Below are 23216 nucleotides of genomic sequence, written 5' to 3'. Positions count from 1 at the left end.
ACGATAAAATTGCATAACATAAGCCAAGTGACTGATACAATTTATAATGCAATTATACCAGCCACAAGACTAATTTCATACTATATTGAAAAACGAATAACCTGTTAAATATTTAGCTGTTCATTTCAGCATATTTCTTTTTCTTCGCTATTTTCTCTCGCTCATTTTTATTTAAAAGCTTCTTACGCAAACGAATAGATTCAGGTGTGATTTCACAATACTCATCATCATTTAAATACTCTAAAGATTGTTCAAGTGACATGATACGTGGTTTTTTCATCGTTGTTGTTTGATCTTTTGTTGCTGAACGTACGTTAGTCATCTGTTTTTGTTTACATATATTCACAACTAGATCATTCTCACGATTATGCTCACCAACAATCATACCTTCATATACTTCTGTACCTGGCTCTACGAAGATTGTGCCGCGATCTTCTACCCCCATTATACCATATGATGACGCTTTGCCTTTTTCCATTGAAACGAGAACACCTTGTCGTCTTCCACCAACTTGTCCTTGCTGCATTGGTTGATAGCTATCAAAGGAATGGTTAAGAATTCCAAATCCTCTAGTAAGAGAAAGAAATTCAGTAGTATAACCTATTAAACCTCGAGCTGGTACCATGAAAACTAACCTTACTTGACCATTTCCATTATTAATCATATCGAGCATTTCACCTTTACGAGCGCCAATTGACTCGATAATCGATCCAGTATGTTCATCTGGGACATCGATTTGCACACGCTCGACTGGTTCGCACCTTACACCATCGATTTCCCTTACGATAACTTCTGGTTTCGACACTTGTATTTCATATCCTTCGCGACGCATATTTTCAATTAAAATTGATAAGTGCAGCTCACCTCTACCAGAAATAATCCATGCATCTGGTGATTCTGTATTTTCTACACGGAGACTTACATCTGTTTGCAACTCAGCAAGCAATCGTTCTTCTATTTTCCTAGCTGTTACAAACTTACCTTCTCTTCCTGCAAAAGGGCTATTGTTCACAAGAAATGTCATCTGTAATGTCGGCTCATCAATTCGTAACACCGGTAACGCCTCTTCATGATCAAACGGACAAACTGTTTCACCTACATTTATGTCCTCCATTCCAGACACTGCAACAAGGTCTCCAGCTTTTGCTTCATTAATCTCAATGCGCTTCAACCCCGAGAAACCGAACATCTTTGTCACACGAAACTGCTTCACAGATCCATCGAGTTTCATAAGAGATACTTGTTGACCAACTTGCATAGTACCTCTAAATACTCTACCGATACCTATACGTCCTACATAGTCATTATAATCTAATAATGCCACTTGAAATTGAAGTGGTTCATCACTATTATCAATTGGGGCAGGAATGTATTTAAGAATTCCTTCGAATAACGCCTTCATATCATCATCTTGTTTTTCAGGGTTTGTACTTGCAGTTCCATTAATCGCTGAAGCATATACCACTGGGAAATCAAGCTGTTCTTCATTTGCTCCAAGCTCAATGAATAAATCAATCACTTCGTCAACAACCTCTTCAGGTCGTGCGAAATCTCTATCTATTTTATTAACAACAACAATTGGTGTTAAATTCTGCTCAAGTGCTTTTTTCAAAACGAATCGAGTCTGTGGCATACACCCTTCGTAGGCATCTACAACTAGTAGCACACCGTCAACCATTTTCATAATACGTTCAACTTCTCCACCAAAATCAGCGTGACCAGGTGTATCTAATATATTTATTCGACAATCATTATAATTAATCGCAGTATTTTTTGCTAAAATAGTTATACCACGCTCGCGCTCCAAATCATTTGAATCCATGGCACGATCTTCAACTTGTTCATTTACTCGAAAAGTACCTGCTTGTTGTAATAATTTATCAACGAGCGTCGTTTTTCCATGATCAACATGGGCAATAATCGCTATATTTCGTATATCTTGACGAATAGTCAACGTCTTCAACTCCTAAATTTGATGTTCATATTTTACCTTGACAAAAAACCAACTAGGCTATTATATCACATTCATAGTAGAAAAGATGGATATTTTTCTGTACACTAAAGGTGTAAGTATTAATTAAGCTCAATTTGAGACTTTTAATTGGGGGTTTTTTAACAAATATGAAAAAACTCAACCTCACTATGTTATTATTCGCTATTCTCGCAACTATTTGCATCATGTCTGTCGGAATATTTATTGCTGAACAAAATCTTATTGGTATTATTACAGCGAGTATTAGTTTTGTTTTAGCAATGGGATTCGGGTTTGTGACAAAGAAGAAAATGCGTGAGCAAGGAAGGTTATAACGGAAGGCTTAGGCTCCTACTATCGGTTTTGACAAACTTTAAACAAACTGGAAGTAAATCCATTCCACCCATACGCCTAGTATCGAAACGGGTGGAATGGAAATATGGCTATATGATTGAATATGTGAACGTTCAATTAACAATGGCGTCAAACTAATATCAAGAATTTACAAACGTATTAATAAGACCCAATGTACAGTCCTCGTACTCGAAGGTTAGATTTAACCCTCATTCAGTTTATACTTATGCAAAATTCTATGATGTAAATTGATACTACTTGCAAATATACTATTTTCTTCTAGAAATGAAATTTCTTCTCCTTTTACTGTTGTTACAACTCCACCTACCTCATTTAATATTACAATACCTGCAGCGAAGTCCCAAGGTGACAACCTCATTGTAATGTATCCATCTAACCTTCCAGCAGCAACATACGCCATTTCTAGCGCAGCAGAGCCATAAGAACGCGTTCCTCTTGCGTCTTTTACGATGGGAGATAGAATAGCATGATCGATGCGCCAATTTTCTGTTACCCAAGTAGCATTGATTCCAATGATTGCTTCATGGATTGTCGTGTCTTTCAACGGTGATAACAAGATGTTATTTATATATGCACCATGACCTTTTCTTGCATGAAAAAGCTCATCACTAACAACATCATAAATAAGACCGATCATACCTACGCCATCTTCATAAATGCCTATTGAAACACAAAAATTTCTTTGCTGATGCACGAAATTTATCGTCCCGTCTATTGGATCAATAATCCAAACAGTACCATTCAATGTTTTAACTTCATTACCAAATCCTTCTTCACCTAACACATAATGAGTAGAGTATTTGTTGTTTATTTTTTTAATAAAAAACTGCTCTATTTCTCGATCAATATCAGTCACTAAATCATTAGGATTTGATTTTGTATGTATACCTACTTGCTTCGTAAACGAATTGCGTATAACAGTACCAGCTTCTTTGATCCACTTCTTCGCGGTTTGATCTATCTCATCCCAATTGTTACTCATTAAGAGCTGCCTCCCTATTTCATTAGTATAACTTTTACAATTCAGCATACAGAAAACACCAGCTTCATTCAAGCCTTACTTAAACTATACAAGAAAAACACCAATCGTTTTACTAATTGGTGTTTTTCTATAGCTGTTTTATACATGATTGTAGTTGCTCCAGCTAAGAATTAACTCGTCTAAAGCGTGTAAACATAGCCCCTTTTCTTCTATAAAACAAGGAAAGCTGTTTAATACCCTACTTATTTGGTCAAAAAATATACACTAAATTTACAATAGAGCCTTTATTTAAACCATCCTAATGACAATAATTCTTCTCGTATTTGTTCTAATCGCTTTAAACACTCATTTTTCTTAGGTACATTTTTTTCCACAATGGCTTCATAAAGTGTCGACAACTCATAATCTAATTCCAACCGTAAAACCGCTAACCGCTGTTCATTATCACTACGCTTCAAAGATTTCATTACTTGTTTCAAGTAAATGCACCCCCTCGGTTTATACTGTTAGTACCCACTTCAGAATGATGGTATTTGAATTTGTTGTTATATCTTTATGTTGATGTAGATGTCTATGGAACAAAAATGTGTGTAGACCTATTATGTTAGATAGAATTTGTATACAAGATTTATGGTAAAATAAGATTTGTTATAAATTCTTGAATGAAGATATTTTGTAAGGAGTGTAATTATGAATTTTCAAGGCTTTTCAGCAGATGATTTTGACACTTTTATGATTCCTGAATTAGATGATCGAATGACAGCGATAAAGCAATTAATTAGACCAAAATTTGAATTTATCGGCACCCATTTTGTCTCTTCTCTTACAACGCTAACTGGGAATGATATGTTTTTTCATGTAGCCAAACATGCTCGTCGAACTAAAAACCCACCTAATGATACTTGGGTAGCTTTTTCAAGTAATGCTAGAGGATATAAAATGCTACCACACTTCCAAGTTGGCCTGTGGGGGAGTCATTTATTTATCATATTTGCAGTTATCTATGAGTACCCATATAAGGAGAACTTAGGAATAACACTTGCAGAACAATATCATGAGCTTAAAAAGCAAATTCCAAACAACTTTGTTTGGTCAACAGATCATACAAAACCTACTGCCACAGCACAAGAAAATTTAAATGATGAGCAAATATTACATATGTTTAACAGGCTACAATCGATCAAAAAGGCAGAAATATTATGCGGAGTTCATATTGACAAAGATGATGTGATAAACTTGAATGGGAAACAGTTACTTAACATCATTGACACCACTTTTAAAACGCTTATGCCGTTGTATGAATTAGCAACGTCATCATCCACCGTTCTTTCAAAATAATGAAGATATAATAAGAGTTTGAAGTGTGCTTGAGAACTTGTAGCTTCGGCTTTTTGCCAAGCACATCAATTGATGCTTGGCCCCATAGCAAAATATTTATAGGGCCAGGCAATATTTACATAGAAGGTGATAATTTTTTATAAGTTACCTAACTGTTCTATTTAACAAAAATATTAACAATATGAGCCTTACATTTTAATAATGGCATCATTTGTAATAGCTTCTTTCGCCTTTTTTACGGTATGGTATGAGGAGTATCCACTGATTTCTTCAAATTCTTTACATAATTTCTTTTCTTCAGCTTTACTCGGTACAATTTTTTTAAATACTCGATACGCTGCCATAAGCTTTTCTTTTTCAATGCCTTTTTCATAGGCATGTTCGATTGTCTCGAAAAACCATACTACGTCAACAATTTCATTCGTGTTCCAATCATACGATATTGGATATTGATAATCCAATGGTATTCCCCCTTAATGTTAATCTAGTTTGCCTATATTAGTTTCCCCATGTTTTTCGAATTTGTTCTGCTTCAATAATAATACGATCAACAAGTTCACTTACTGGGGGAGAATCGTTTATTAGACCCATCACTTGACCAGCCCATGCAAAACCTTCTTCGGTGTTCCCTTCATAGATATAACGTTTATTTGCAGACCCACTTATAAAATCCTTTAATTGATCATAGCCTCCATTTGCCCCCTCAAGCTCAACAATTTTTTTCGTCCAATTGTTTGAAATAGCTCGTGCTGGCGCCCCTATGGATCGTTTTATTACAGTTGTCCCATCCTCTGTTCCTTCTATGAGAGCCTGCTTATATACTTGATTAGCATGAATACATTCTTGTGTAGCAATAAATCTTGTACCCATCTCTATTCCCTCTGCACCTAAACTAAGCGCAGCCATTAATCCCCTACCATCACCTATTCCACCAGAGGCAATAACTGGTATAGACACAGCGTTAACTACTTGTGGAATTAAAACGATCGTTCCTGTATCATTTTTCCCTAAATGCCCTCCACCCTCTTGTCCAACTACCATAACGGCATCTGCACCTAATTGCTCCGCTTTAATTGCCTGCCTTCGAGCCGCGACAAGAACAAGTTTTTTGACATCTACACCTTTTAGTTGTTCAAATATTGGCGTTGGATTTCCACCAGTCATTGAAATAACAGGTACTTTTTCGTTAATTGCCACATCAAGCATATGTGAATAATTTCTTCCGTGTTGACCAATGGCAAAATTAACTCCGAATGGTTTATCCGTTCGTTCTCTAACCTTATCTATCTCTTTCTTTAACTCTTCAGGAGTTTGTAATGACATCGCTGTAATCTGGCCTAACCCACCAGCATTACTTACAGCAGCTGCTAAGTCAGCGTAAGCTAAATAAGCTAACCCCCCTTGAATAATGGGATATTTAATTCCTAATAGTTTTGTTATCTTGGTATCCCAATTCAAATGAACACCTCCTATAAATCCCTGTACTATAATTATTTCGCTTTTCATAGGGCAAAATCCTTTAACGTAGCTCAACTACGCAATAATATTATATTAGAAAAGTGACCTTATTAAATAACAAATGTTCTTTTACTAAGGCTTTTTTCGTAAACTTTGTTGTGTTGTAATCAAATTAACACCAGAAAAAGTAGCTTTACATTGTAAGTCATCGTTGCACAGAAGAAAAGATGCCACGAACGTTAATAATTTTCGTGTTGAGTTGCTATTACGAAAAGCTACAATTGATGCGAAAACATCCTTTAGTAAGGCTCATATAAAGTAGCTTTACATTGTAAGTCATCACTGCACAGAAGAAAAGATCCTACGGTCGTTATTAATTTTCGTGTTGAGATGCTATCACGAAAAGCTACAATTGATGCGAAAACATCCTACTTAATTCGAAACAAGCCTAAGCGTTTTTTATGCCTTTGTGTCCTATCAAGAAAAATAACATTGTATGTAAACTTAACTATTACTAAAACAGGAAAATAAATATAAAATTATTTGTTCAGATGGTTAACAAAAACCTTTAACTTTCTAATGCTGATAGTACTATGCAACCCTTTCATAAAGTGATATAATTCTTGTGTTTTATGTAAAAACTAATAACTTATTATTAAAGGCTCTTTTCGTAGAACTTGTTGCTAATCTATATATTCAGAACAACTCAATTCGTAATAGTCTATAAAGAAGTAAAGAATGCCACAACCTGTAGTTGTATATTTATATATTAGTACGAAAAACAACAACCCATGCGAAAGCAGCTTATTAAAAGAGGTGCCATAGAAAGTTGTCCCAAAATAAAACACCATTATTTACTGGTTTAGTAGATCATTCACAAAGAAATCCTCATCAATTCCATATTCCTGGACACAAAAAAGGAAAAGGTATTGAACCAGAGTTTCGCTCATTTATAGGTGATAATGCGTTTTCCATTGACTTAATTAATATTGAACCACTTGACGACTTGCATCAGCCAAATGGCATGATCAAGCAGGCTCAACAATTGGCTGCTGAAGCTTTTCACGCAGATTACACATTTTTCTCTGTTCAAGGTACTAGTGGAGCAATTATGGCTATGATCATGTCGGTATGTGGACCAGGAGACAAAATCATCGTGCCACGTAATGTTCATAAATCAGTTATGTCAGCAATTGTGTTTTCAGGAGCCATACCGATATTTATACACCCTGAAATTGATAAGAATTTGGGTATCTCTCACGGCATTACCGTAGATGCTGTGTCAAAAGCATTGGAACAACACCCTGATGCTAAAGGTGTCTTTGTAATTAATCCAACATATTTTGGAGTGGCTGCAGATTTACAAGGTATTGTTGAGGTGGCTCATGAACACAAAGTTCCAGTATTAGTTGATGAAGCTCATGGAGTGCATATTCATTTTCATGAAAAGTTACCTTTATCCGCAATGCAAGCTGGAGCAGATATGGCAGCAACGAGTGTTCATAAGCTTGGTGGGTCAATGACTCAAAGTTCTATACTGAATATAAAATCTGGGCTCGTTTCAGTGAACCGTGTTCAAGCTATTTTAAGCATGCTTACAACTACGTCAACATCTTATTTATTGCTAGCTTCTTTGGATGTTGCTAGGAAACAGTTGGCTACTAAAGGACATGAATTAATAGAAAAATCCATCGCACTTGCAGAAAAAACAAGGGCGGCTATTAATGAGATTAATCATTTATATTGTGTCGGACATGAAATTGTAGGTACAAAAGCGACATTTGACTATGACCCTACCAAATTAATAATTTCTGTTAAAAATTTAGGTGTTACTGGACATGACGTCGAAGTTTGGCTAAGAAAACATTACAATATCGAGGTTGAATTATCTGACCTATACAATATTTTGTGTATTATCACTTCTGGGGATACTGAAGATGATACAGAAATATTGTTGCGAGCATTACGCCATTTAGCAGATGAATTTTACCATCAAGCAAAATCAACAAATCCAACTACGGTGTTGTTACCCGATATACCATTATTAGCGCTATCTCCTCGAGATGCTTTTTATGCAGAAACTGAAATTGTTCCTTTTGAGGAGTCTGCTGGAAGAATAAGCGCTGAATTTATTATGGTATATCCTCCAGGAATTCCAATTTTCATTCCTGGGGAAATAATCACAAAGGATAACCTTAAGTACGTAATAAAAAACCTAGAGGCAGGCTTACCTGTTCAAGGGCCTGAAGATAATCACCTACATTCATTAAGAGTCATTAAAGAGCATAAAGCTATACGCTAAACAGAGTCAAAAATATTAGCAAATACACTATACAAATAAACAAGTATATAAAAATAATGGGTTCGGTTGATAAGATGAAAAATGCTAATACCAATCCTTATAACAACCCATTATCAATATTTTGAAAGTTTATTGACCATATAAAACAACAAATAAGAGGCTGGGACATAACTTAAGTGTTTAACTAAAATTCCGAACAAAGTAATAACTTAGCGGATGAAATATACGTAGACTCCTGCGGGATGAAAAGCAACGGCTAGACCCCGCAGAGCGTAGCACGAGGAGGCTTGCCAGCTTCCCGTGGAAAGCGGAGTATATTTCAGGAGCGGCGTAACTAGAACTACAACCATTGTTCGGCTTCTATTTAGTTAAAATATTTTTGTCCCAGCCTCTATTTAATGTAATATTGTTACCAAGCTGATTGTACTAAGGTTCCCGTTAGCATAGCAAACATTAACTACTTAATTGTTATGATATCTTGTGGCAAAGCACCTTCTTGTATCCACTTTTCAATCATTTGATTAAAGAAATTAGGATTCCAAAAGGATATTCCGTGACCGACGTTAGGTATAATGATCCCTAAGCAGTTTGTATTATTTGATACTAAATCTGTTGCTGATTTTTTCATTACTGCTTTTTCCTTTTCACCGACAGAAACTAATATTTTTCCGGTTGCTTTATTAAAGTCTTTAGGAATTTCAAACGACATATTTTCTTCTAATATTCTGATAAGTGTATCTAATTTCATTTCAGAACTTTCCTTGTAATATGTTTCAAAGTATTCTTTACCAACGTACAATGTTTTCGCTTGAAGTTTTGAAAAAGATTTATTTTTAACTAATGGAAAAGTTAATTTTATAGACGGTCTAATCATTTTTCTAACAAATGAATTTGGTCTTACTAATGCACTGTTTATGACCGCATAATTTATCAAATTCGGTTTCATACTCAACATTTGTATAGTTACTTGTGCACCTAATGAGAAACCAATAACAATTACTTTTTTACCGTTTGCTATTTTTTCTATTAAGTCATTTATTTTTTCTGCACTTAATTGAATTGAAAAGCTTTCAGTATAATTACTTCCCCCTTGTTCTGGTAAATCTATTGTAATGCAATGATAATGACTGAAGTATTGAATTTGTTTTTCCCACATCCAACTGCTTACTCCACCACCGTGCAAAAATACCATTAATGAAGCATTCTTATCCCCAGACTCTTGATAATGTAAATCCAGAAAATCCACCTCTCTTTATGCTTGTTTCTCTTTTTGTTTTTTGTAATAAGTGAAACAGACTTCCTCGATAGTTTAAGCAAATCATTTCACAATGTACATTTATTTTAGCATAAAAATTCCAATTTCTTTCAAAAAATAAGTTCGCTTCGTATTAAGCGAACTACTTTAGAAAATGATATCTTATTAATAGAAGTTTATTAAAATTTCAATCGTTGCTTAGGAGTAACTTCAATCTAAATTATATAGAGAACTCATAAAACTGCATACCTATTATGAAGCAATAAAAAGGAGACACCAATTCATCTGTGAATTGTGTCCCCAATAACGTTATTTTTTAATGTTCTCTCCCCAATAGCCGAACATACTTGTTTTTTAGTTTTCTTTGTGATCTTCGCAACAACACTCAGTACTTTTTCCATACAGTATCGTAACTTTTTCATCCTCATAATGGTCAATTGTACTGTTACACGACTGACATACGATTGTTCCCATCCATCAAACCCCTTTCGTTTTATGACCACTCAAACGACCCCGACAACTGCACAAAATTGAATTATTGAAAGCGTTATCTTTTATTTAATTTAATAATAATATGTCACATATATTTAGTCAAGCACAATTAGTATGTCACATAAAAATAATTATAGCTTTTAATATCTGTAATATAATATTTGCTCTTTTCGTAAATTTTGGTTTTTTTTGACTACGATTGGATTGAAATAAGCGCTTTATGAGAAGGAATGCTACATGCTTACGTTCTTATATGATAGAACGAATAACAACTATCAATGCGAAAACAGCCATAACATAAAGAAAAAAAGATGACAATAAAGTCATCTTTTAAATTTGCACTATTCATATTGGGATTGGAATGGAGATACAGGTAAGTTTACTTTGAAGAATTCAGCGAGGTCTGCTGCTTCATCTTTAGAGTCTAGGCGGAAAACATGGTGTAAATGGTCATGATCCTCAACATCTTTTGGGTCTAGAAGGGTTGAACGCCCAGTTTGCATACATACGACTAACGGTTTTCCAAAAAACATACTTGTGTAAATGATGCCAAAATCATATCTCGTTTCTGTTGTTGTAAAGCCTACAAAACGTACCTTAACCGTCTCCTGCTCATCGTATAATTTTTCAAATAGGTTCATAAACAACCTCCTTCAGCAAAATAATATTCAGAATATTATTATAAATCAATTCTAAACCTTTGACAAGTTCATGGATTAATTGTTCAAGAAGTTGTCAACATCTCAATGAGAATGCTAGAATGTAATCGAACGTGCATATTCAGAATTGGGAGTGAAGAGAATGGCAAACAATGCATACATAAAACTAGTGCCAAAATCTAAGAAACATGATATTACATTAGATGATGTAGAAGACCTGTTTGAATATTATAAAGAGATCACTAACAAAACAGGAAAGCAGCTTGACTGGAAATATGATGATTCAGCCTTTCCTTACAGGATAACAAAGATTAATGATGGCAACAATGATTTATTCCACTTACAGTCTGAACATAAACAATATAAATCAATCATTGTTGGTATAGGTAACGAAAGCATTGAAGACATGGATTCTAAAGAGATACGCCAACAACAATATATACAAGTAAGTTTGTTAAAGCAATCCACACATGGAGACAAGGGGAAAGCTAATGAATTTAGTAAATTTTTAGCTAAAAAGGTATCTGGTGAATTGCACCTATTTAATGGCAGAACGATCTATTATTATTAATATATGTACAATGCTCATCTACATCTAGATATAAATGAATTTTTTAGGCAAGCTAGATTTATAGGTAATCAGGTGGATCCACCCACCTAATTACCTATAGAGTTAGGTTTATCAAAATCGATCTTAGCCCACAACCGAAAGAACATTATATCAATAATAAATAACTAATATGACTTAACTGTCATCTTAATTTATATTTGGATTGATTTTTATTAACGCTGGATCAACCATATCATAACCGTTCTTTTGTAACTGAATAACAATTTCCTGTAACGCATCGTTTGTCCATTCACGATCATGCATCAATAAATTCGCACCGTTACGTAATAGTGGCGTATTTACCATAATATCTAAAATTGACTCTTCAGTCATATATTTTTTGTCAAAGTCGTATCCATATGACCAATTCATTAACACCATACTTTCTTCAGCAACCAGTTGTTTCGAGTATTCAGTATTCACCCCGTATGGAGCTCGAAAAAATTGTGGCCTCATTCCAATTATTTTTTCTATTTCATCATTTAATTTTACAATTTCTTCATATTGCTCAACTTCAGATAATTCACTTAAATTATTATGAGACCATGTATGATTACCTATCGGAAAACCAAGTTCATATATTTGCTTCAATACCTCTTGCTCTTCTTCACTATCAATAAAATGGCCATTCACAAAAAAGATCGCTTTTACATTCACGGACTGTAAAGTATGAGCCATCTGTAAGCTGTATTTATCTGGAGCATCATCAATTGTTAATAATAATACATTCTCATTAGCGTCACTAATTGGTTCAACTCCCCAATGATTCGGATTTATTGTATATTGAGGTTCTAGCTCTGTTATTTCCAATTCCTCAGTGTTATTAAATTCCTCTTCCACAGTAGATTTCGTTGTTGTGTTTATGTTTGTTGAATTACTATCGTCTACTTCCGTTATCTCCTCACTGTTTACTTTTTCCTTGTCAATTGCGACAGTTTCCTTAGTAACATCACTTTGGCTACAGCCAGTTATGTAAGAAGCAAAGATTGATAAAATTGCAATTGTGATGATTTTCATTCGTATAATCCTCCAATTATTAAAAATACTCATTAATTATAATATAGTTATATTTTTTTTTCTAAAAAAATAATAAAAATGATTACCTTATTTCTTATCATTGATATTATAATATTAATGGTAACAACCTGTATGGTCTTTCAAGTAAACTTGAAAAGTATCTCATCAAACTATCCCAACTGTAAAGATGAAACAAAAAGGCTCTTTTCGTAAAATATTTTGCTTTTTTTACATATAGTTGTGTTACTGATATGTATGATATGATTTTTATAGTCTTTAGAGAAAAAGAGATGCCCCAAACGTTAGTCATATTCGTATTTAGCCCTTATTTCGGAAAGTAACAATTTATGCGAAAAACAGCCATACGTGTACTACATAGTTCTACTACATAAAAACAACATGAGGGCTTTATTAGAAGTAGCAAATATGCTATGAATCTAGTTGTATTCGTGTCTAAACTTAGTGGCGACAACAGCCAAATTTTAACAAAATAAGGTGAACAATGAGACGGAGTTTGAAGAAATGAAAAGATTTGTCAATAAATTCAAAATATTCGGGGGACGAGTCTTTAAGACGGGACTCGCGGTTTTTATTACGGCTTATATATGCGAGTTACTTAACCTTCCGGCTATTTTTGCCGTTATTACAGCTATTGTAACAATTGAGCCAACAGCTGCAGAATCCATTAAGAAAGGTGTCGTTCGCTTCCCGGCTTCAGCTATCGGAGCAGCATTTTCATTAACCTTTACGGCTTTTATTGGCGAAGACCCTCTTTCCTATGCCCTTGCAGCAACAAGTACGATATTATTATGCCATCGTTTAAAACTGGATGATGGCATTTTAGTAGCAACCTTAACAGCTGTTGCAATGATTCCAGTGACAGGTGATAATTTTATACTTGCGTTTTTTACAAGACTACTAACAACATCTATTGGCTTGTTTGTATCAACGTTAGTAAACTTGATCATATTACCACCAAAATTCTCTCCAATTATACATAAATCAATTGATAAGCTGTTTGTAGAGACAGCTCAAACTATTGAAGTAATTGGTCATGATATTTTAGGTCTTACAAACACCAAAAAGACACAAACTGTTCAACAATTTCAAGCTATAACTAAAAGCTATGAAAAAACTTTACAACTATGTCACTATCAACGTGCTGAGTGGAAATTCCATAGGCATACTACGAAAGAAATGAGAGATTTTCAAATTGAACATAAAAAATTAACATTGCTACAACAAATACTATTTCACATCGGAAATTTACAACATCTGTCAAATTACAGTATTATAACTAATATAGATAAAGAAAAACTTCACCAAGCATTTATATCAATAAATACTATATTGAAAGATCCGAAGCACCGTATTCCTGAAGAACATTACGAATTAATTAAAGATCTTGATGAAAATTTCAGAAGATGTAAAGAACAAATTGGAGAAACACACACCAAATACTATCATCATTTTCCAAAAGAAACAGTCTTGTTATTTGAACTATTGTCTATACATGATGTGCTGGAAGAAGTTGAACACTTGACTAGAAATCAATCAAAGAGAGATAAAGAATATACGTCAATAAATAGCAGCAAAAGCCCAGAATAGTTCACGACACAAAAAATATAAAGGGAGGCTAATGATCGTGATTATTATGCCTCTTTTTTTAGACTGCATTGCTTTTTGTGCAATTATATATGCAAAATAGATTAATATAGCTAGTAATATTGACTTTGAAACGCGACCATCATGCCGAGACAACCATTCTATAATACTGTATGCACTCCATATCATAAATTGGACCATAAAAACAGTTAAAGTCTTCATATACTATTCTCCTTCTATTAACCTCTTTTTAATACTTATGCAAGACAAGCAACATCTATTTTTCATTTTTGTAACAAATAGATGACATAGTCTATTCCCAGACTTTCACATGCTACAATAGTACTACATGTTATAAGAATTTCGAATTTAATCACAAAAGAGACATTCACTCATTTTGACTGAAAGAAGTGAACAAATAATGAAGCGTCTTTCTACATTCCTTTTACTGTCATTCATTTTCATTGCATCTTGCCAACAGAATGACACTTCTAGCATCCAAATAAATAAAGATGATTTACAGTTGATGTTTTTCTCAGATGAAAATAATGTGCAAAATGAAATAAATTACTACGATGCTTTACTAGAATTGAAAAAAGAATTTCCACATGAAATTTCAAATATGGTCATTATTTCATCACAAGCAGAAGAAGTTAATATAAATATTAACCAATACCCAGCACTAGTGATGATGTACGATAACGAAATTATTGCACAAGTCGAAGGTCATATAAGTAAGGATGAGATTATGAATCCGATAAAAGAGGCTTTAGAAGGCAATAAAGAATAAAAAAGACTGTCATTATATATTCATGACAGCCTTTTTTTATTACACATATTTACGTTACTTCTGCGTACTAACAGGGTTTCCAGTTACGTAAACAATCTTAAATTTATTTCAAAATGTGAATTGGACTTCCGATGGCAACCTCTGCAGCTTCCATCGTAATTTCTCCTAATGTTGGGTGTGCATGGATTGTCATAGCAATATCTTCAGCAGTCATTCCGGCTTCAATTGCTAAACCAAGCTCAGCAATCATATCAGATGCATTTGGACCAGCAATTTGTGCACCAATCACTAATCCATCTTCTTTTCTCGTAATGAGCTTTAGGAAGCCTTCAGCTGCATTAAGAGCCTGCGCTCTTCCGTTTGCACCAAAAGGAAATTTAGCAGCTACAATTTCTAGCCCATTCTCTTTCGCTTCTTTTTCTGAGTAACCAACTGATGCTAGCTCAGGGTCTGAAAATACAACTGCTGGAATTCCATGATAATCTATTTCAGACGGGTGGTTTGAAATGACCTCAGCAGCTATTTTTCCTTCGTAAGAAGCCTTATGTGCAAGCGGTGGACCTTCGACGATATCACCGATGGCAAAGATATTGTCTACAGATGTCCGACATTGCTTATCAATTTTAATAACACCACGATCAGTTAAGTCAACACCAACTTGTTCAAGACCTAACTCCTCGGTATTTGGACGGCGCCCTACTGTTACTAACACGTAATCAGCATCAATTGTTTTTGTTTCACCTTTAGCTTCAAACGAAACCGTAACCCCATCTTCACGTTCTTCTACACCTTGCGCTAAAGCATTCGTATAGATTTCAACGCCTTTTTTCTTAAGTTTACGCTTTACAATACTGCTCATTTGTTTTTCAAAGCCAGATAAAATCTCATCTGCACCTTCTAATATTGTTACATTCGTACCAAAGTTAGCATAAGCTGTACCAAGCTCTGTACCGATGTATCCTCCGCCAATAACGACTAATGACTTTGGAATTTCTTCCAATGCTAAAGCTCCAGTAGAATCTATAACACGTTTACTATATTTAAAAGTCGGTAATTCAATTGGACGAGAACCTGTAGCAATGATTGCATGTTTAAACTTATACGTTTGTGCAGAATTTTCATCCATCACTCGGACTGTATTTGCATCAACAAAATAAGCTTCTCCACTAACAATATCGACTTTGTTACTTTTTAATAAAGTTTGAACTCCGCCAATTTGTTTTTTTACAATACCTGCTTTCCACTCCTGTACTTTAGAGAAGTCTACAGACACATTTTGTGCTGTAATACCCATATCTTCAGAGTGTAATGCTGTTTCATAGCGGTGACCTGCACTTATTAAAGCTTTAGATGGAATACATCCCACGTTCAAACATACTCCACCTAGATTTGATTTCTCAACAATTGTTACTTTTTGTCCTAGCTGTGCTGCTCTAATTGCGGCAACATAACCTCCAGGGCCCGCTCCTACGACAAGAGTGTCTGTTTCAATTGGAAAATCTCCTACTACCATCGATTACCCCTCCATTAATAATAATTCAGGATCGTTTAACAAGCGTTTGATATGATTTAAAGCATACTGAGCAGTAGCACCATCAATCATTCTATGATCGAAGCTTAATGATAAAGCTAATACAGGTGCAACTACAATTTCACCATCTTGCACAACTGGTTTTTCTTGAATACGACCGATACCAAGAATTGCAACCTCAGGATGATTGATAACTGGTGTAAACCATTGACCACCAGCTGATCCGATATTCGTTATCGTACATGAAGCGTCTTTCATTTCTTGAGGTGCAAGCTTACCTTCACGAGCCTTTGTAGCTAATTCATTAATTTCATTAGAAATTGAAAATACAGATTTGCTATCAGCATTTTTTACTACTGGAACAAGTAGTCCCTTTTCTGTATCAGCAGCAATACCAATATTGTAATAATGCTTTTGAACGATTTCATCTGTTGCATCATCCATTGATGTGTTTAATACCGGGAACTCTCGCAAAGCTGATGTTAAAGCTTTAACGACATAAGGTAAAAATGTAAGTTTAATTCCTTTGTCTGCTGCAACGCTCTTGAACTTTTTACGATGTGCAACAAGTTTAGTAACATCAATTTCATCCATTAAAGTTACATGAGGTGCAGTATGTTTAGAATTCACCATCGCTTTTGCAATTGCTTTACGGATACCACTAATTTTTTCTCTTGTTTCAGGGTATTCACCAACTGGGATTGCTTGCTTAGCAGGCTTCTCTTCCTTAACAGGTGTTTGTACAGCTGAGATTTCTTCAACGATCTCTACTGTTTCCGTTTCTTGTACAGCTCCACCAGCTACAAACGTATCGATATCTTGTTTAAGTACACGTCCGTTATTTCCAGTACCAGCTACTAGACGTATGTCTATGCCTTTTTCTCGTGCATATTTACGAACTGACGGCATTGCAATTACGCGACGATTTTCATCTACTTCAGGGATATCCGCTTGAACTGCTGCAGTTACCTCTTCTACACTCTCTACTTGCTCAGGCTCTTTTTCTTCCTCTTCTTGACCTTTAAATGTCAAACCTTCATATCCTGGTGCATCAAATTTAATGAGAGTGTCACCTACAACAGCAACTGTTCCTTCTTCAACAAGAACTTCTAACACTTTTCCTTTAACAGGTGAAGGAATTTCAACTACAGCTTTATCATTTTGTACTTCACACAGTACGTCATCTTCATTGACTTCATCGCCTGTATTTACAAACCATTTAACAATTTCACCTTCGTGAATACCTTCTCCGATATCAGGCAGTTTAAATTCAAATGCCATGTTGTCGACCTCCTAGTCCTTTTGCATAAAGTCATTATCTTGGGAACTTTAAATTAAAAGTTCATTACTTTTTTCGCAGTTTCTATAACGTCCTTAAAGTTAGGTAACCAAACAGGTTCAGCTGCAGAGAACGAATATACTGTGTCTGGAGCTGCTACACGTAATACTGGTGCTTCTAGGCTTAATATTGCACGATCATTAATTTCTGCTACTACATTCGCTGCTATACCTGCTTGTTTTTGTGCTTCTTGTACAACAATTGCACGCCCAGTTTTTTCAACAGATGAAATAATTGTAGGAATATCTAATGGACTTACTGTACGTAAATCAATTACTTCCGCTGAAATTCCTTCTTTCTCAAGTTCTGTTGCAGCTTTTAATGATTCATGAACCATTGCTCCATATGTGATAATCGATAGGTCGCTGCCTTCACGTTTTACATCTGCTTTACCGATTTCAATTGTGTATTCTTCTTCAGGTACTTCTTCTCTAAATGAACGATATAATTTCATATGCTCTAAAAAGATAACTGGATCATTATCACGGATAGCAGAAATCAATAAACCTTTCGCGTCATATGGAGTTGAAGGGATGACTACCTTTAATCCTGGTTGCTGAGCCATTAATCCTTCTAAGCTGTCTGCATGTAACTCAGGTGTATGCACGCCTCCACCAAATGGTGAACGAATTGTAACTGGAGAATGATAACGTCCTCCAGAACGATATCTCATTCTAGCCATTTGTCCAGATATCGCATCCATAACCTCATATACAAAACCGAAGAATTGTATTTCAGGAACGGGTCTAAAACCTTGTAAACCTAGACCTACTGCAAGGCCACCAATACCCGATTCAGCTAAAGGTGTATCAAATACACGATCTTCACCAAATTCTGCTTGTAATCCTTCAGTAGCACGGAAAACCCCACCGTTTAATCCTACGTCTTCTCCAAATAGCAATACATTAGGGTCATTACGCAACTCTGTACGTAACGCATCGGTGATTGCTTGAATCAATGTCATTTGGGCCATCGCTTATTTCGACTCCTTTTCTTGATAAATTTCCAATTGCTCTTGTAAGTTGTATGGTAATTCCTCGAACATATTATTAATAAAATCTGATACTTGTTGTTTAGGTGCATCGTCAGCTTTTTTAATTGCTTCTTTTATATCTTCTTTAGCTTTTTCAATCACATTATTTTCTTGCTCTTCAGACCATAAGCCTTTGTTTTCAAGGAACTTACGGAAGCGTACAAGTGGATCTTTCTTTTCCCACTCATCATCAAGTTCTGTAGAACGATAACGAGTTGGATCGTCTCCAGCCATTGTGTGTGGACCATAACGATAAGTTAAAGTTTCGATCAATGTTGGTCCTTCACCGTTTACCGCGCGCTCACGAGCTTCATTTACTGCAGCATAAACAGCTAAAGGATCCATTCCATCAACTTGAATACCAGGTATTCCAGCCGCGACACCCTTCTGAGCTACAGTACCTGCTGCAGATTGTTTTTCCACTGGTGTAGAAATTGCAAATCGATTATTTTGAACAATGAAAATAGCTGGTGCTTTATATGCCCCTGCAAAATTCATTCCTTCATAAAAATCTCCTTGGCTCGCACCGCCGTCACCTGTATAAGTAACTGCTACTGCTTTTTCACCACGTTTTTTCATCCCAAGTGCTACACCAGCACATTGAGTAATTTGCGCACCGATAATAATTTGCGGTGAAATCACATTTACTCCTTCAGGAATTTGGTTTCCATGAAAATGTCCTCTTGAGAATAAAAATGCTTGATATAATGGTAAACCATGCCAAACAATTTGTGGCACATCACGATATCCAGGTAAAATAAAATCTTCTTTTTCTAAAGCAAACTGACTAGCCAACTGGGAAGCTTCTTGACCTGCAGTCGGAGCATAAAATCCTAGACGTCCTTGACGATTTAGACTTATACAACGTTGATCTAAAATACGTGTATAAACCATTCTTGTCATTAACTCTTTTAGTTGGTCATCTGATAGCTTAGGCATAGCGTCTTCATTTACAACTTCGCCTTCTTCATTCAAAACTTGAAGTGTTTGAAAATGCTCTTCTACTTTTGAAAGTTGTTCTTTAGTGTCAGTTTGGGTTGTTTTTCCCATCTGCTTCACCTCTTCCTTTCTTCTCCGATTAGTTATTTTCAGGGTAATTACACAATTAGTGATAACTTAGAACCCTTTGGCTTACTTATTAGATTATCCAATTTTGACTTTAACAAGCCATATTAAGGGTAGATAATAAGATAAGTTTCTTTCAGTTATATGGATAATAGAATCTGTATCATTCATATCAAAGTAATTGATTAATACAATTTTTATTACATAAAAATATTACACCATAAAAATAGGAGTCGTCAATGTCTATGCTCATAGTTTTTTCAAGTTAATCGTATTGTTAACCGCATTTATATTTTTCTCCAAAAAAACAGTCTGTTATATTACATAACACCCATCTGTTATAATATATTTTGTTTTTCTCATAGGCAGTTTTTGGGTTGATTGTTGTTTGTTGTACTAAAGTTAAAATATATACGCCACTGATGGTTGTAATATCTTTTCTTTTCTATAGGCTTTTCGAATCGATTGTTGCTTGTTCTACGTAGATATAAGCACGTTTACACCTAGTGTTCGTGGTATCTTTTCTACTTTAAAGTCTATTAACCCTCATAAAACTCATCAATCTGTTATTTGGGATAACAAATAGCAATTTTCACAAAAAGAAGCGTCCCATAATAAAAAAGCGAGGTATATTATCCTCACTTTTTGTAGCTACATTTATTCTTTTATTCACTCACATTAGAATCATCTGAATGTTCAATCTCAAATCCTGCATTTTTATAAAAAGATAATTTTGATTCATTAAACTCGTTAGTCAATTGATTAAATTTTTCATTTGTATCCATGACGTTAGTATAGCTTTCATTTATTTTGGTGATATGGGATTCTAATTGTTCTAATGGCAAATCCTCAATTTGAAGCATTTCATATAGTTCTTTATCTAATGAAAGTGATTGAACATACCGTTGGTGAAGATCTTCATATACAGTATAACGTTGGTTCATTAACTCAAATAAAGCTGTTGCTGATTTTTTTAAGTCTTCATCCTTCATGTTATCAGTAATCGACAGAATTGTTTCAAAATGCTTTTTCCCTGCTTCTATGCTCTCATATTCATTCTTCAGATGTTCTTCTCTCTTCGCAACAACATTAAGAGCTTCGTTAGAAAGGGTTACAATCTGATCAAAATCATCCATACTTAATGAAATAATTTGATCAAATAATTCTTTATCCTTTAGCTCTAACTCCGTCAAAGGTTCTTGTTGTTCTTCAAAATCAGTTTCAAGTGATACGACCTCTTCTAGAGTATTGTAAATTTTTTCTTCAGGACTAGTGCCACTACAAGCAGCTGTTCCAAGCAGCAACGTCACTAGCACACTGAGTATTCCTATAATTTTATGTTGTTTATACACAATAATCCCCCTCACAACCTAACACCTTCTACTATAATGATATCTATGATATTTGACAATATGTACAAGAAAAATAATGATCGATTAGTACAATACATATTTATGAGCTTGTCTACTTGAAAATGACTGAATAATTTACATATACCGAAAGCTTTCTTAAAAATTGTTTATAAACAAAGGAGATACACTTGAGCACATATGTTTCGAATAGTCTGTTAACATGAATACATACCTCGAATACGTGCATATTTGTTATTAGGCATATTTATAGTTCAAAATAATAATTGATTTTGTTAACAATTCCATATGTATTTGATAGACTATAATAAAATAAGGCTCTTTTCGTAAACATTGTTGCTAATTTTATTAATAAGAATAGTAAGATGAGGTGTTATCCGAACCCTAAAATGCTAACAGTCGAAAAGTTGCCTTAGGCGTTAATTGTTTATATCTTAGTACAGAAAGCAACAATCTATGCGAAACCAGCAAAAAAATAAATAGAAGATTTAAATAGGAGTGAACATTTTTGATTAAAATGGAAGACATTATTAGAGAAGGCCATCCTACACTTCGGAAAGTCGCTGAAGAAGTAGCAATGCCTCCATCAAAGGAAGATATAAATATTTTACAAAGCATGATTGAATATGTCCAGATGAGTCAAGATGAAGAATTGGCAGAAAAATATGACTTACGACCTGGTATTGGTTTAGCTGCACCTCAAATAAATGTATCAAAAAAAATGATTGCAATTCATGTTCACGATGCGAATGACACATTATTTAGCTACGCATTATTCAATCCAAAGATTGTTAGTCATTCTGTAGAAAAAACATATTTAACAACAGGCGAAGGCTGCCTTTCAGTTGATCGAGAAGTTCCTGGGTACGTTCCACGTTATGCTCGCATCACAGTAAAAGGAACCACATTAGAAGGTGAAAATGTTACTATACGCCTGAAAGGATTGCCATCCATCGTCTTCCAGCACGAGATAGACCATTTAAACGGCATTATGTTTTATGACCATATCAATGAAAAAGAGCCGTTTACATTGTTAGAAGAAGCAACACCTCTTGATAGATAGCTAAAAGGATCAGACCCTATTTAAATTGGATCTGATCCTTTGCTATTCGCACCGACTTGTTTCATTTGTATTGCCTTTGATCTTTTATCGTTTTAAAGTTCTTCGGAATATTAAAAACCCTTTATGTTTATTAACATTAACCCTACCACACCTTTCCCACTCTTAAATTACAGATGTCACTTCATTGCTAACCGCTGGTACTATTCAATTTTAATAGTAGAAGAAATTTAGTTATGCATAGTTTTCATATAACCACCTATTTTTTCAAAAAAATATTATTGTTTGACTCAGCTTTAGTTTATGTCACTGCTAAAAGAAAATCTTTGCCGTGTTTAGATTAATATCTCTGTTCCATTTTTACCCATGAGAACTTTAATCTTGAACACATATACTACTAATAAAGATTGTAAATACCCTTTAACAATTACTAAAGTTCGTTTACAATAAATATATAAGGAGTTGACATAGCTATGCTAAAAAAACTCAGAAAAAAATTGTTGAAACAGTGGCGGGATCTTGTTGGAAAAAAATCTATTGCATAATAATATAAATACATTTACGCCCTTCTACTGAAGGGCTCATTATTTAATTAGCACCGTGGACAATTTTATTGTAAAATAAGTGAATGTAACTACTATAAATATATACTTTCATATACTTCAGCAAAAAAATGAAATATATGTTATTTTATTTATAATAAAAACAAGTGAATTGTAATTTCGGAGGTTAAGGAGAGAGATAGGAATGATTTTTAAAGTTTATTTTCAAGAAGATGTACTTGAAGTACCAGTGAGAGAAAAGACCCAAACTGTGTACATTAACGCTGATTCAGAACGGGATGTAAGAGAAAAATTAAAAGATCGAAATCTAAATATAGAGTTTGTTCAGCTAGTAAGTGGTGAATATTTAGAATTCGAACAAAGAAATGAAGATTTTAAAGTATTGGAGAATTGATAACTA

23 protein-coding genes are annotated in these 23216 nt (G+C 34.5%); 8 read left to right on the top strand and 15 right to left on the bottom strand.

All coding sequences use genetic code 11. The features are described 5' to 3' along the window. Positions 1-112: 112 nt before the first annotated feature. Complete coding sequence (typA, locus tag ACSVDA_RS11505; protein ID WP_485883314.1) at positions 113-1954, bottom strand: translational GTPase TypA; 1842 nt, start codon at positions 1952-1954, stop codon at positions 113-115. Positions 1955-2121: 167 nt separating this feature from the next. Between typA and ACSVDA_RS11500 the strand changes: the two genes are divergently transcribed. Beyond that, positions 2122-2307, top strand: a complete 186-nt coding sequence (locus ACSVDA_RS11500) for a YlaF family protein (protein WP_320208559.1) — start codon at positions 2122-2124, stop codon at positions 2305-2307. Positions 2308-2528: 221 nt separating this feature from the next. Here ACSVDA_RS11500 and ACSVDA_RS11495 read toward each other — a convergent pair whose 3' ends face one another. After that, a complete protein-coding gene (locus tag ACSVDA_RS11495; RefSeq protein ID WP_485883312.1) occupies positions 2529-3329 on the bottom strand; it encodes an inositol monophosphatase family protein in 801 nt (266 codons plus the stop codon). 284 nt (positions 3330-3613) lie between these two features. Then, the gene (locus ACSVDA_RS11490) at positions 3614-3808 is read right to left on the bottom strand and encodes a hypothetical protein (RefSeq protein ID WP_485883310.1); all 195 of its coding nucleotides are present in this window, start codon (positions 3806-3808) and stop codon (positions 3614-3616) included. A gap of 211 nt (positions 3809-4019) precedes the next feature. On the opposite strand from ACSVDA_RS11490, the gene ACSVDA_RS11485 reads away from it, so the two are divergent. Further along, positions 4020-4667: a YktB family protein gene (locus ACSVDA_RS11485; RefSeq protein ID WP_485883309.1), complete on the top strand. Its 648-nt coding sequence runs from the start codon at positions 4020-4022 to the stop codon at positions 4665-4667. A 188-nt stretch (positions 4668-4855) separates the two neighbouring features. Here ACSVDA_RS11485 and ACSVDA_RS11480 read toward each other — a convergent pair whose 3' ends face one another. Together ACSVDA_RS11480 and ACSVDA_RS11475 are read right to left on the bottom strand one after the other, a co-directional pair. Beyond that, positions 4856-5128: a UPF0223 family protein gene (locus ACSVDA_RS11480; RefSeq protein WP_485883307.1), complete on the bottom strand. Its 273-nt coding sequence runs from the start codon at positions 5126-5128 to the stop codon at positions 4856-4858. A gap of 37 nt (positions 5129-5165) precedes the next feature. Beyond that, a complete protein-coding gene (locus ACSVDA_RS11475) occupies positions 5166-6125 on the bottom strand; it encodes an NAD(P)H-dependent flavin oxidoreductase (protein ID WP_485883305.1) in 960 nt (319 codons plus the stop codon). Between the two features lie 829 nt (positions 6126-6954). Here ACSVDA_RS11475 and ACSVDA_RS11470 point away from each other — a divergent pair. After that, positions 6955-8427 carry an aminotransferase class I/II-fold pyridoxal phosphate-dependent enzyme gene (locus tag ACSVDA_RS11470; RefSeq protein WP_485883303.1) on the top strand — a complete coding sequence of 491 codons (1473 nt, stop codon included), beginning with the start codon at positions 6955-6957 and terminating at the stop codon, positions 8425-8427. 457 nt (positions 8428-8884) lie between these two features. On the opposite strand, the gene ACSVDA_RS11465 is transcribed toward ACSVDA_RS11470, so the two are convergent. From ACSVDA_RS11465 to ACSVDA_RS11455, 3 genes are all read right to left on the bottom strand, one after another. Then, a complete protein-coding gene (locus ACSVDA_RS11465) occupies positions 8885-9664 on the bottom strand; it encodes an alpha/beta fold hydrolase (RefSeq protein WP_485883343.1) in 780 nt (259 codons plus the stop codon). Positions 9665-10036: 372 nt separating this feature from the next. Further along, positions 10037-10156 carry a GapA-binding peptide SR1P gene (locus ACSVDA_RS11460; RefSeq protein ID WP_320208552.1) on the bottom strand — a complete coding sequence of 40 codons (120 nt, stop codon included), beginning with the start codon at positions 10154-10156 and terminating at the stop codon, positions 10037-10039. Between the two features lie 359 nt (positions 10157-10515). Further along, complete coding sequence (locus tag ACSVDA_RS11455) at positions 10516-10815, bottom strand: DUF3055 domain-containing protein (protein WP_214479994.1); 300 nt, start codon at positions 10813-10815, stop codon at positions 10516-10518. 160 nt (positions 10816-10975) lie between these two features. On the opposite strand from ACSVDA_RS11455, the gene ACSVDA_RS11450 reads away from it, so the two are divergent. Further along, positions 10976-11404 (top strand): DUF1885 family protein, encoded by a 429-nt coding sequence (locus tag ACSVDA_RS11450; protein ID WP_485883301.1) that lies wholly within the window; start codon positions 10976-10978, stop codon positions 11402-11404. 186 nt (positions 11405-11590) lie between these two features. Here ACSVDA_RS11450 and ACSVDA_RS11445 read toward each other — a convergent pair whose 3' ends face one another. After that, entirely contained in the window at positions 11591-12460 is an 870-nt protein-coding gene (locus tag ACSVDA_RS11445) for a polysaccharide deacetylase family protein (protein WP_485883299.1), read from the bottom strand. Positions 12461-12982: 522 nt separating this feature from the next. Between ACSVDA_RS11445 and ACSVDA_RS11440 the strand changes: the two genes are divergently transcribed. Next, positions 12983-14068, top strand: coding sequence for an FUSC family protein (locus tag ACSVDA_RS11440; protein ID WP_485883297.1), 1086 nt, complete (start codon positions 12983-12985; stop codon positions 14066-14068). On the opposite strand, the gene ACSVDA_RS11435 is transcribed toward ACSVDA_RS11440, so the two are convergent. Beyond that, complete coding sequence (locus tag ACSVDA_RS11435; protein WP_485883295.1) at positions 14039-14287, bottom strand: hypothetical protein; 249 nt, start codon at positions 14285-14287, stop codon at positions 14039-14041. The genes ACSVDA_RS11440 and ACSVDA_RS11435 overlap by 30 nt on opposite strands. A gap of 175 nt (positions 14288-14462) precedes the next feature. Between ACSVDA_RS11435 and ACSVDA_RS11430 the strand changes: the two genes are divergently transcribed. Further along, positions 14463-14855 (top strand): hypothetical protein, encoded by a 393-nt coding sequence (locus tag ACSVDA_RS11430; RefSeq protein ID WP_485883293.1) that lies wholly within the window; start codon positions 14463-14465, stop codon positions 14853-14855. Positions 14856-14958: 103 nt separating this feature from the next. Here the strand turns inward: ACSVDA_RS11430 and lpdA are convergent, their stop codons facing one another. From lpdA to ACSVDA_RS11405, 5 genes are all read right to left on the bottom strand, one after another. Further along, positions 14959-16368 (bottom strand): dihydrolipoyl dehydrogenase, encoded by a 1410-nt coding sequence (gene lpdA / locus ACSVDA_RS11425; RefSeq protein ID WP_485883291.1) that lies wholly within the window; start codon positions 16366-16368, stop codon positions 14959-14961. A 3-nt stretch (positions 16369-16371) separates the two neighbouring features. Beyond that, positions 16372-17667 (bottom strand): dihydrolipoamide acetyltransferase family protein, encoded by a 1296-nt coding sequence (locus tag ACSVDA_RS11420; protein WP_485883289.1) that lies wholly within the window; start codon positions 17665-17667, stop codon positions 16372-16374. A gap of 53 nt (positions 17668-17720) precedes the next feature. After that, positions 17721-18698, bottom strand: coding sequence for an alpha-ketoacid dehydrogenase subunit beta (locus ACSVDA_RS11415; protein WP_485883287.1), 978 nt, complete (start codon positions 18696-18698; stop codon positions 17721-17723). A 3-nt stretch (positions 18699-18701) separates the two neighbouring features. Continuing rightward, positions 18702-19808 carry a pyruvate dehydrogenase (acetyl-transferring) E1 component subunit alpha gene (gene pdhA / locus ACSVDA_RS11410; RefSeq protein WP_485883285.1) on the bottom strand — a complete coding sequence of 369 codons (1107 nt, stop codon included), beginning with the start codon at positions 19806-19808 and terminating at the stop codon, positions 18702-18704. 680 nt (positions 19809-20488) lie between these two features. Then, positions 20489-21175: a YkyA family protein gene (locus ACSVDA_RS11405; RefSeq protein ID WP_485883283.1), complete on the bottom strand. Its 687-nt coding sequence runs from the start codon at positions 21173-21175 to the stop codon at positions 20489-20491. 526 nt (positions 21176-21701) lie between these two features. Here ACSVDA_RS11405 and def point away from each other — a divergent pair. Both def and ACSVDA_RS11395 read left to right on the top strand, forming a co-directional pair. After that, on the top strand, positions 21702-22256 hold the full coding sequence (gene def, locus ACSVDA_RS11400; protein ID WP_485883281.1) for a peptide deformylase: 555 nt from the start codon (positions 21702-21704) through the stop codon (positions 22254-22256). Positions 22257-23000: 744 nt separating this feature from the next. After that, the gene (locus ACSVDA_RS11395; RefSeq protein ID WP_320208540.1) at positions 23001-23210 is read left to right on the top strand and encodes a DNA-dependent RNA polymerase subunit epsilon; all 210 of its coding nucleotides are present in this window, start codon (positions 23001-23003) and stop codon (positions 23208-23210) included. The last annotated feature ends 6 nt before the right edge of the window (positions 23211-23216 follow it).

Origin of the sequence: Cytobacillus sp. Hm23 (genome assembly GCF_051842895.1) — a bacterium.
GTDB lineage: Bacteria > Bacillota > Bacilli > Bacillales > SM2101 > Nanhaiella.
Note: the sequence above shows the minus strand (reverse complement) of the source record. Positions and strands in the feature narration are given on the sequence as shown.

Bases quoted from the DNA above. Each gene is read 5' to 3' on its own strand.
- ACSVDA_RS11500 (WP_320208559.1), top strand. From the start codon at position 2,122: ATGAAAAAACTCAACCTCACTATGTTATTATTCGCTATTCTCGCAACT.
- ACSVDA_RS11495 (WP_485883312.1), bottom strand. From the start codon at position 3,329: ATGAGTAACAATTGGGATGAGATAGATCAAACCGCGAAGAAGTGGATC.
- ACSVDA_RS11485 (WP_485883309.1), top strand. From the start codon at position 4,020: ATGAATTTTCAAGGCTTTTCAGCAGATGATTTTGACACTTTTATGATT.
- ACSVDA_RS11460 (WP_320208552.1), bottom strand. From the start codon at position 10,156: ATGGGAACAATCGTATGTCAGTCGTGTAACAGTACAATTGACCATTAT.
- ACSVDA_RS11455 (WP_214479994.1), bottom strand. From the start codon at position 10,815: ATGAACCTATTTGAAAAATTATACGATGAGCAGGAGACGGTTAAGGTA.
- ACSVDA_RS11450 (WP_485883301.1), top strand. From the start codon at position 10,976: ATGGCAAACAATGCATACATAAAACTAGTGCCAAAATCTAAGAAACAT.
- ACSVDA_RS11445 (WP_485883299.1), bottom strand. From the start codon at position 12,460: ATGAAAATCATCACAATTGCAATTTTATCAATCTTTGCTTCTTACATA.
- ACSVDA_RS11440 (WP_485883297.1), top strand. From the start codon at position 12,983: ATGAAAAGATTTGTCAATAAATTCAAAATATTCGGGGGACGAGTCTTT.
- ACSVDA_RS11435 (WP_485883295.1), bottom strand. From the start codon at position 14,287: ATGAAGACTTTAACTGTTTTTATGGTCCAATTTATGATATGGAGTGCA.
- lpdA (WP_485883291.1), bottom strand. From the start codon at position 16,368: ATGGTAGTAGGAGATTTTCCAATTGAAACAGACACTCTTGTCGTAGGA.
- ACSVDA_RS11420 (WP_485883289.1), bottom strand. From the start codon at position 17,667: ATGGCATTTGAATTTAAACTGCCTGATATCGGAGAAGGTATTCACGAA.
- ACSVDA_RS11415 (WP_485883287.1), bottom strand. From the start codon at position 18,698: ATGGCCCAAATGACATTGATTCAAGCAATCACCGATGCGTTACGTACA.
- pdhA (WP_485883285.1), bottom strand. From the start codon at position 19,808: ATGGGAAAAACAACCCAAACTGACACTAAAGAACAACTTTCAAAAGTA.
- ACSVDA_RS11395 (WP_320208540.1), top strand. From the start codon at position 23,001: ATGATTTTTAAAGTTTATTTTCAAGAAGATGTACTTGAAGTACCAGTG.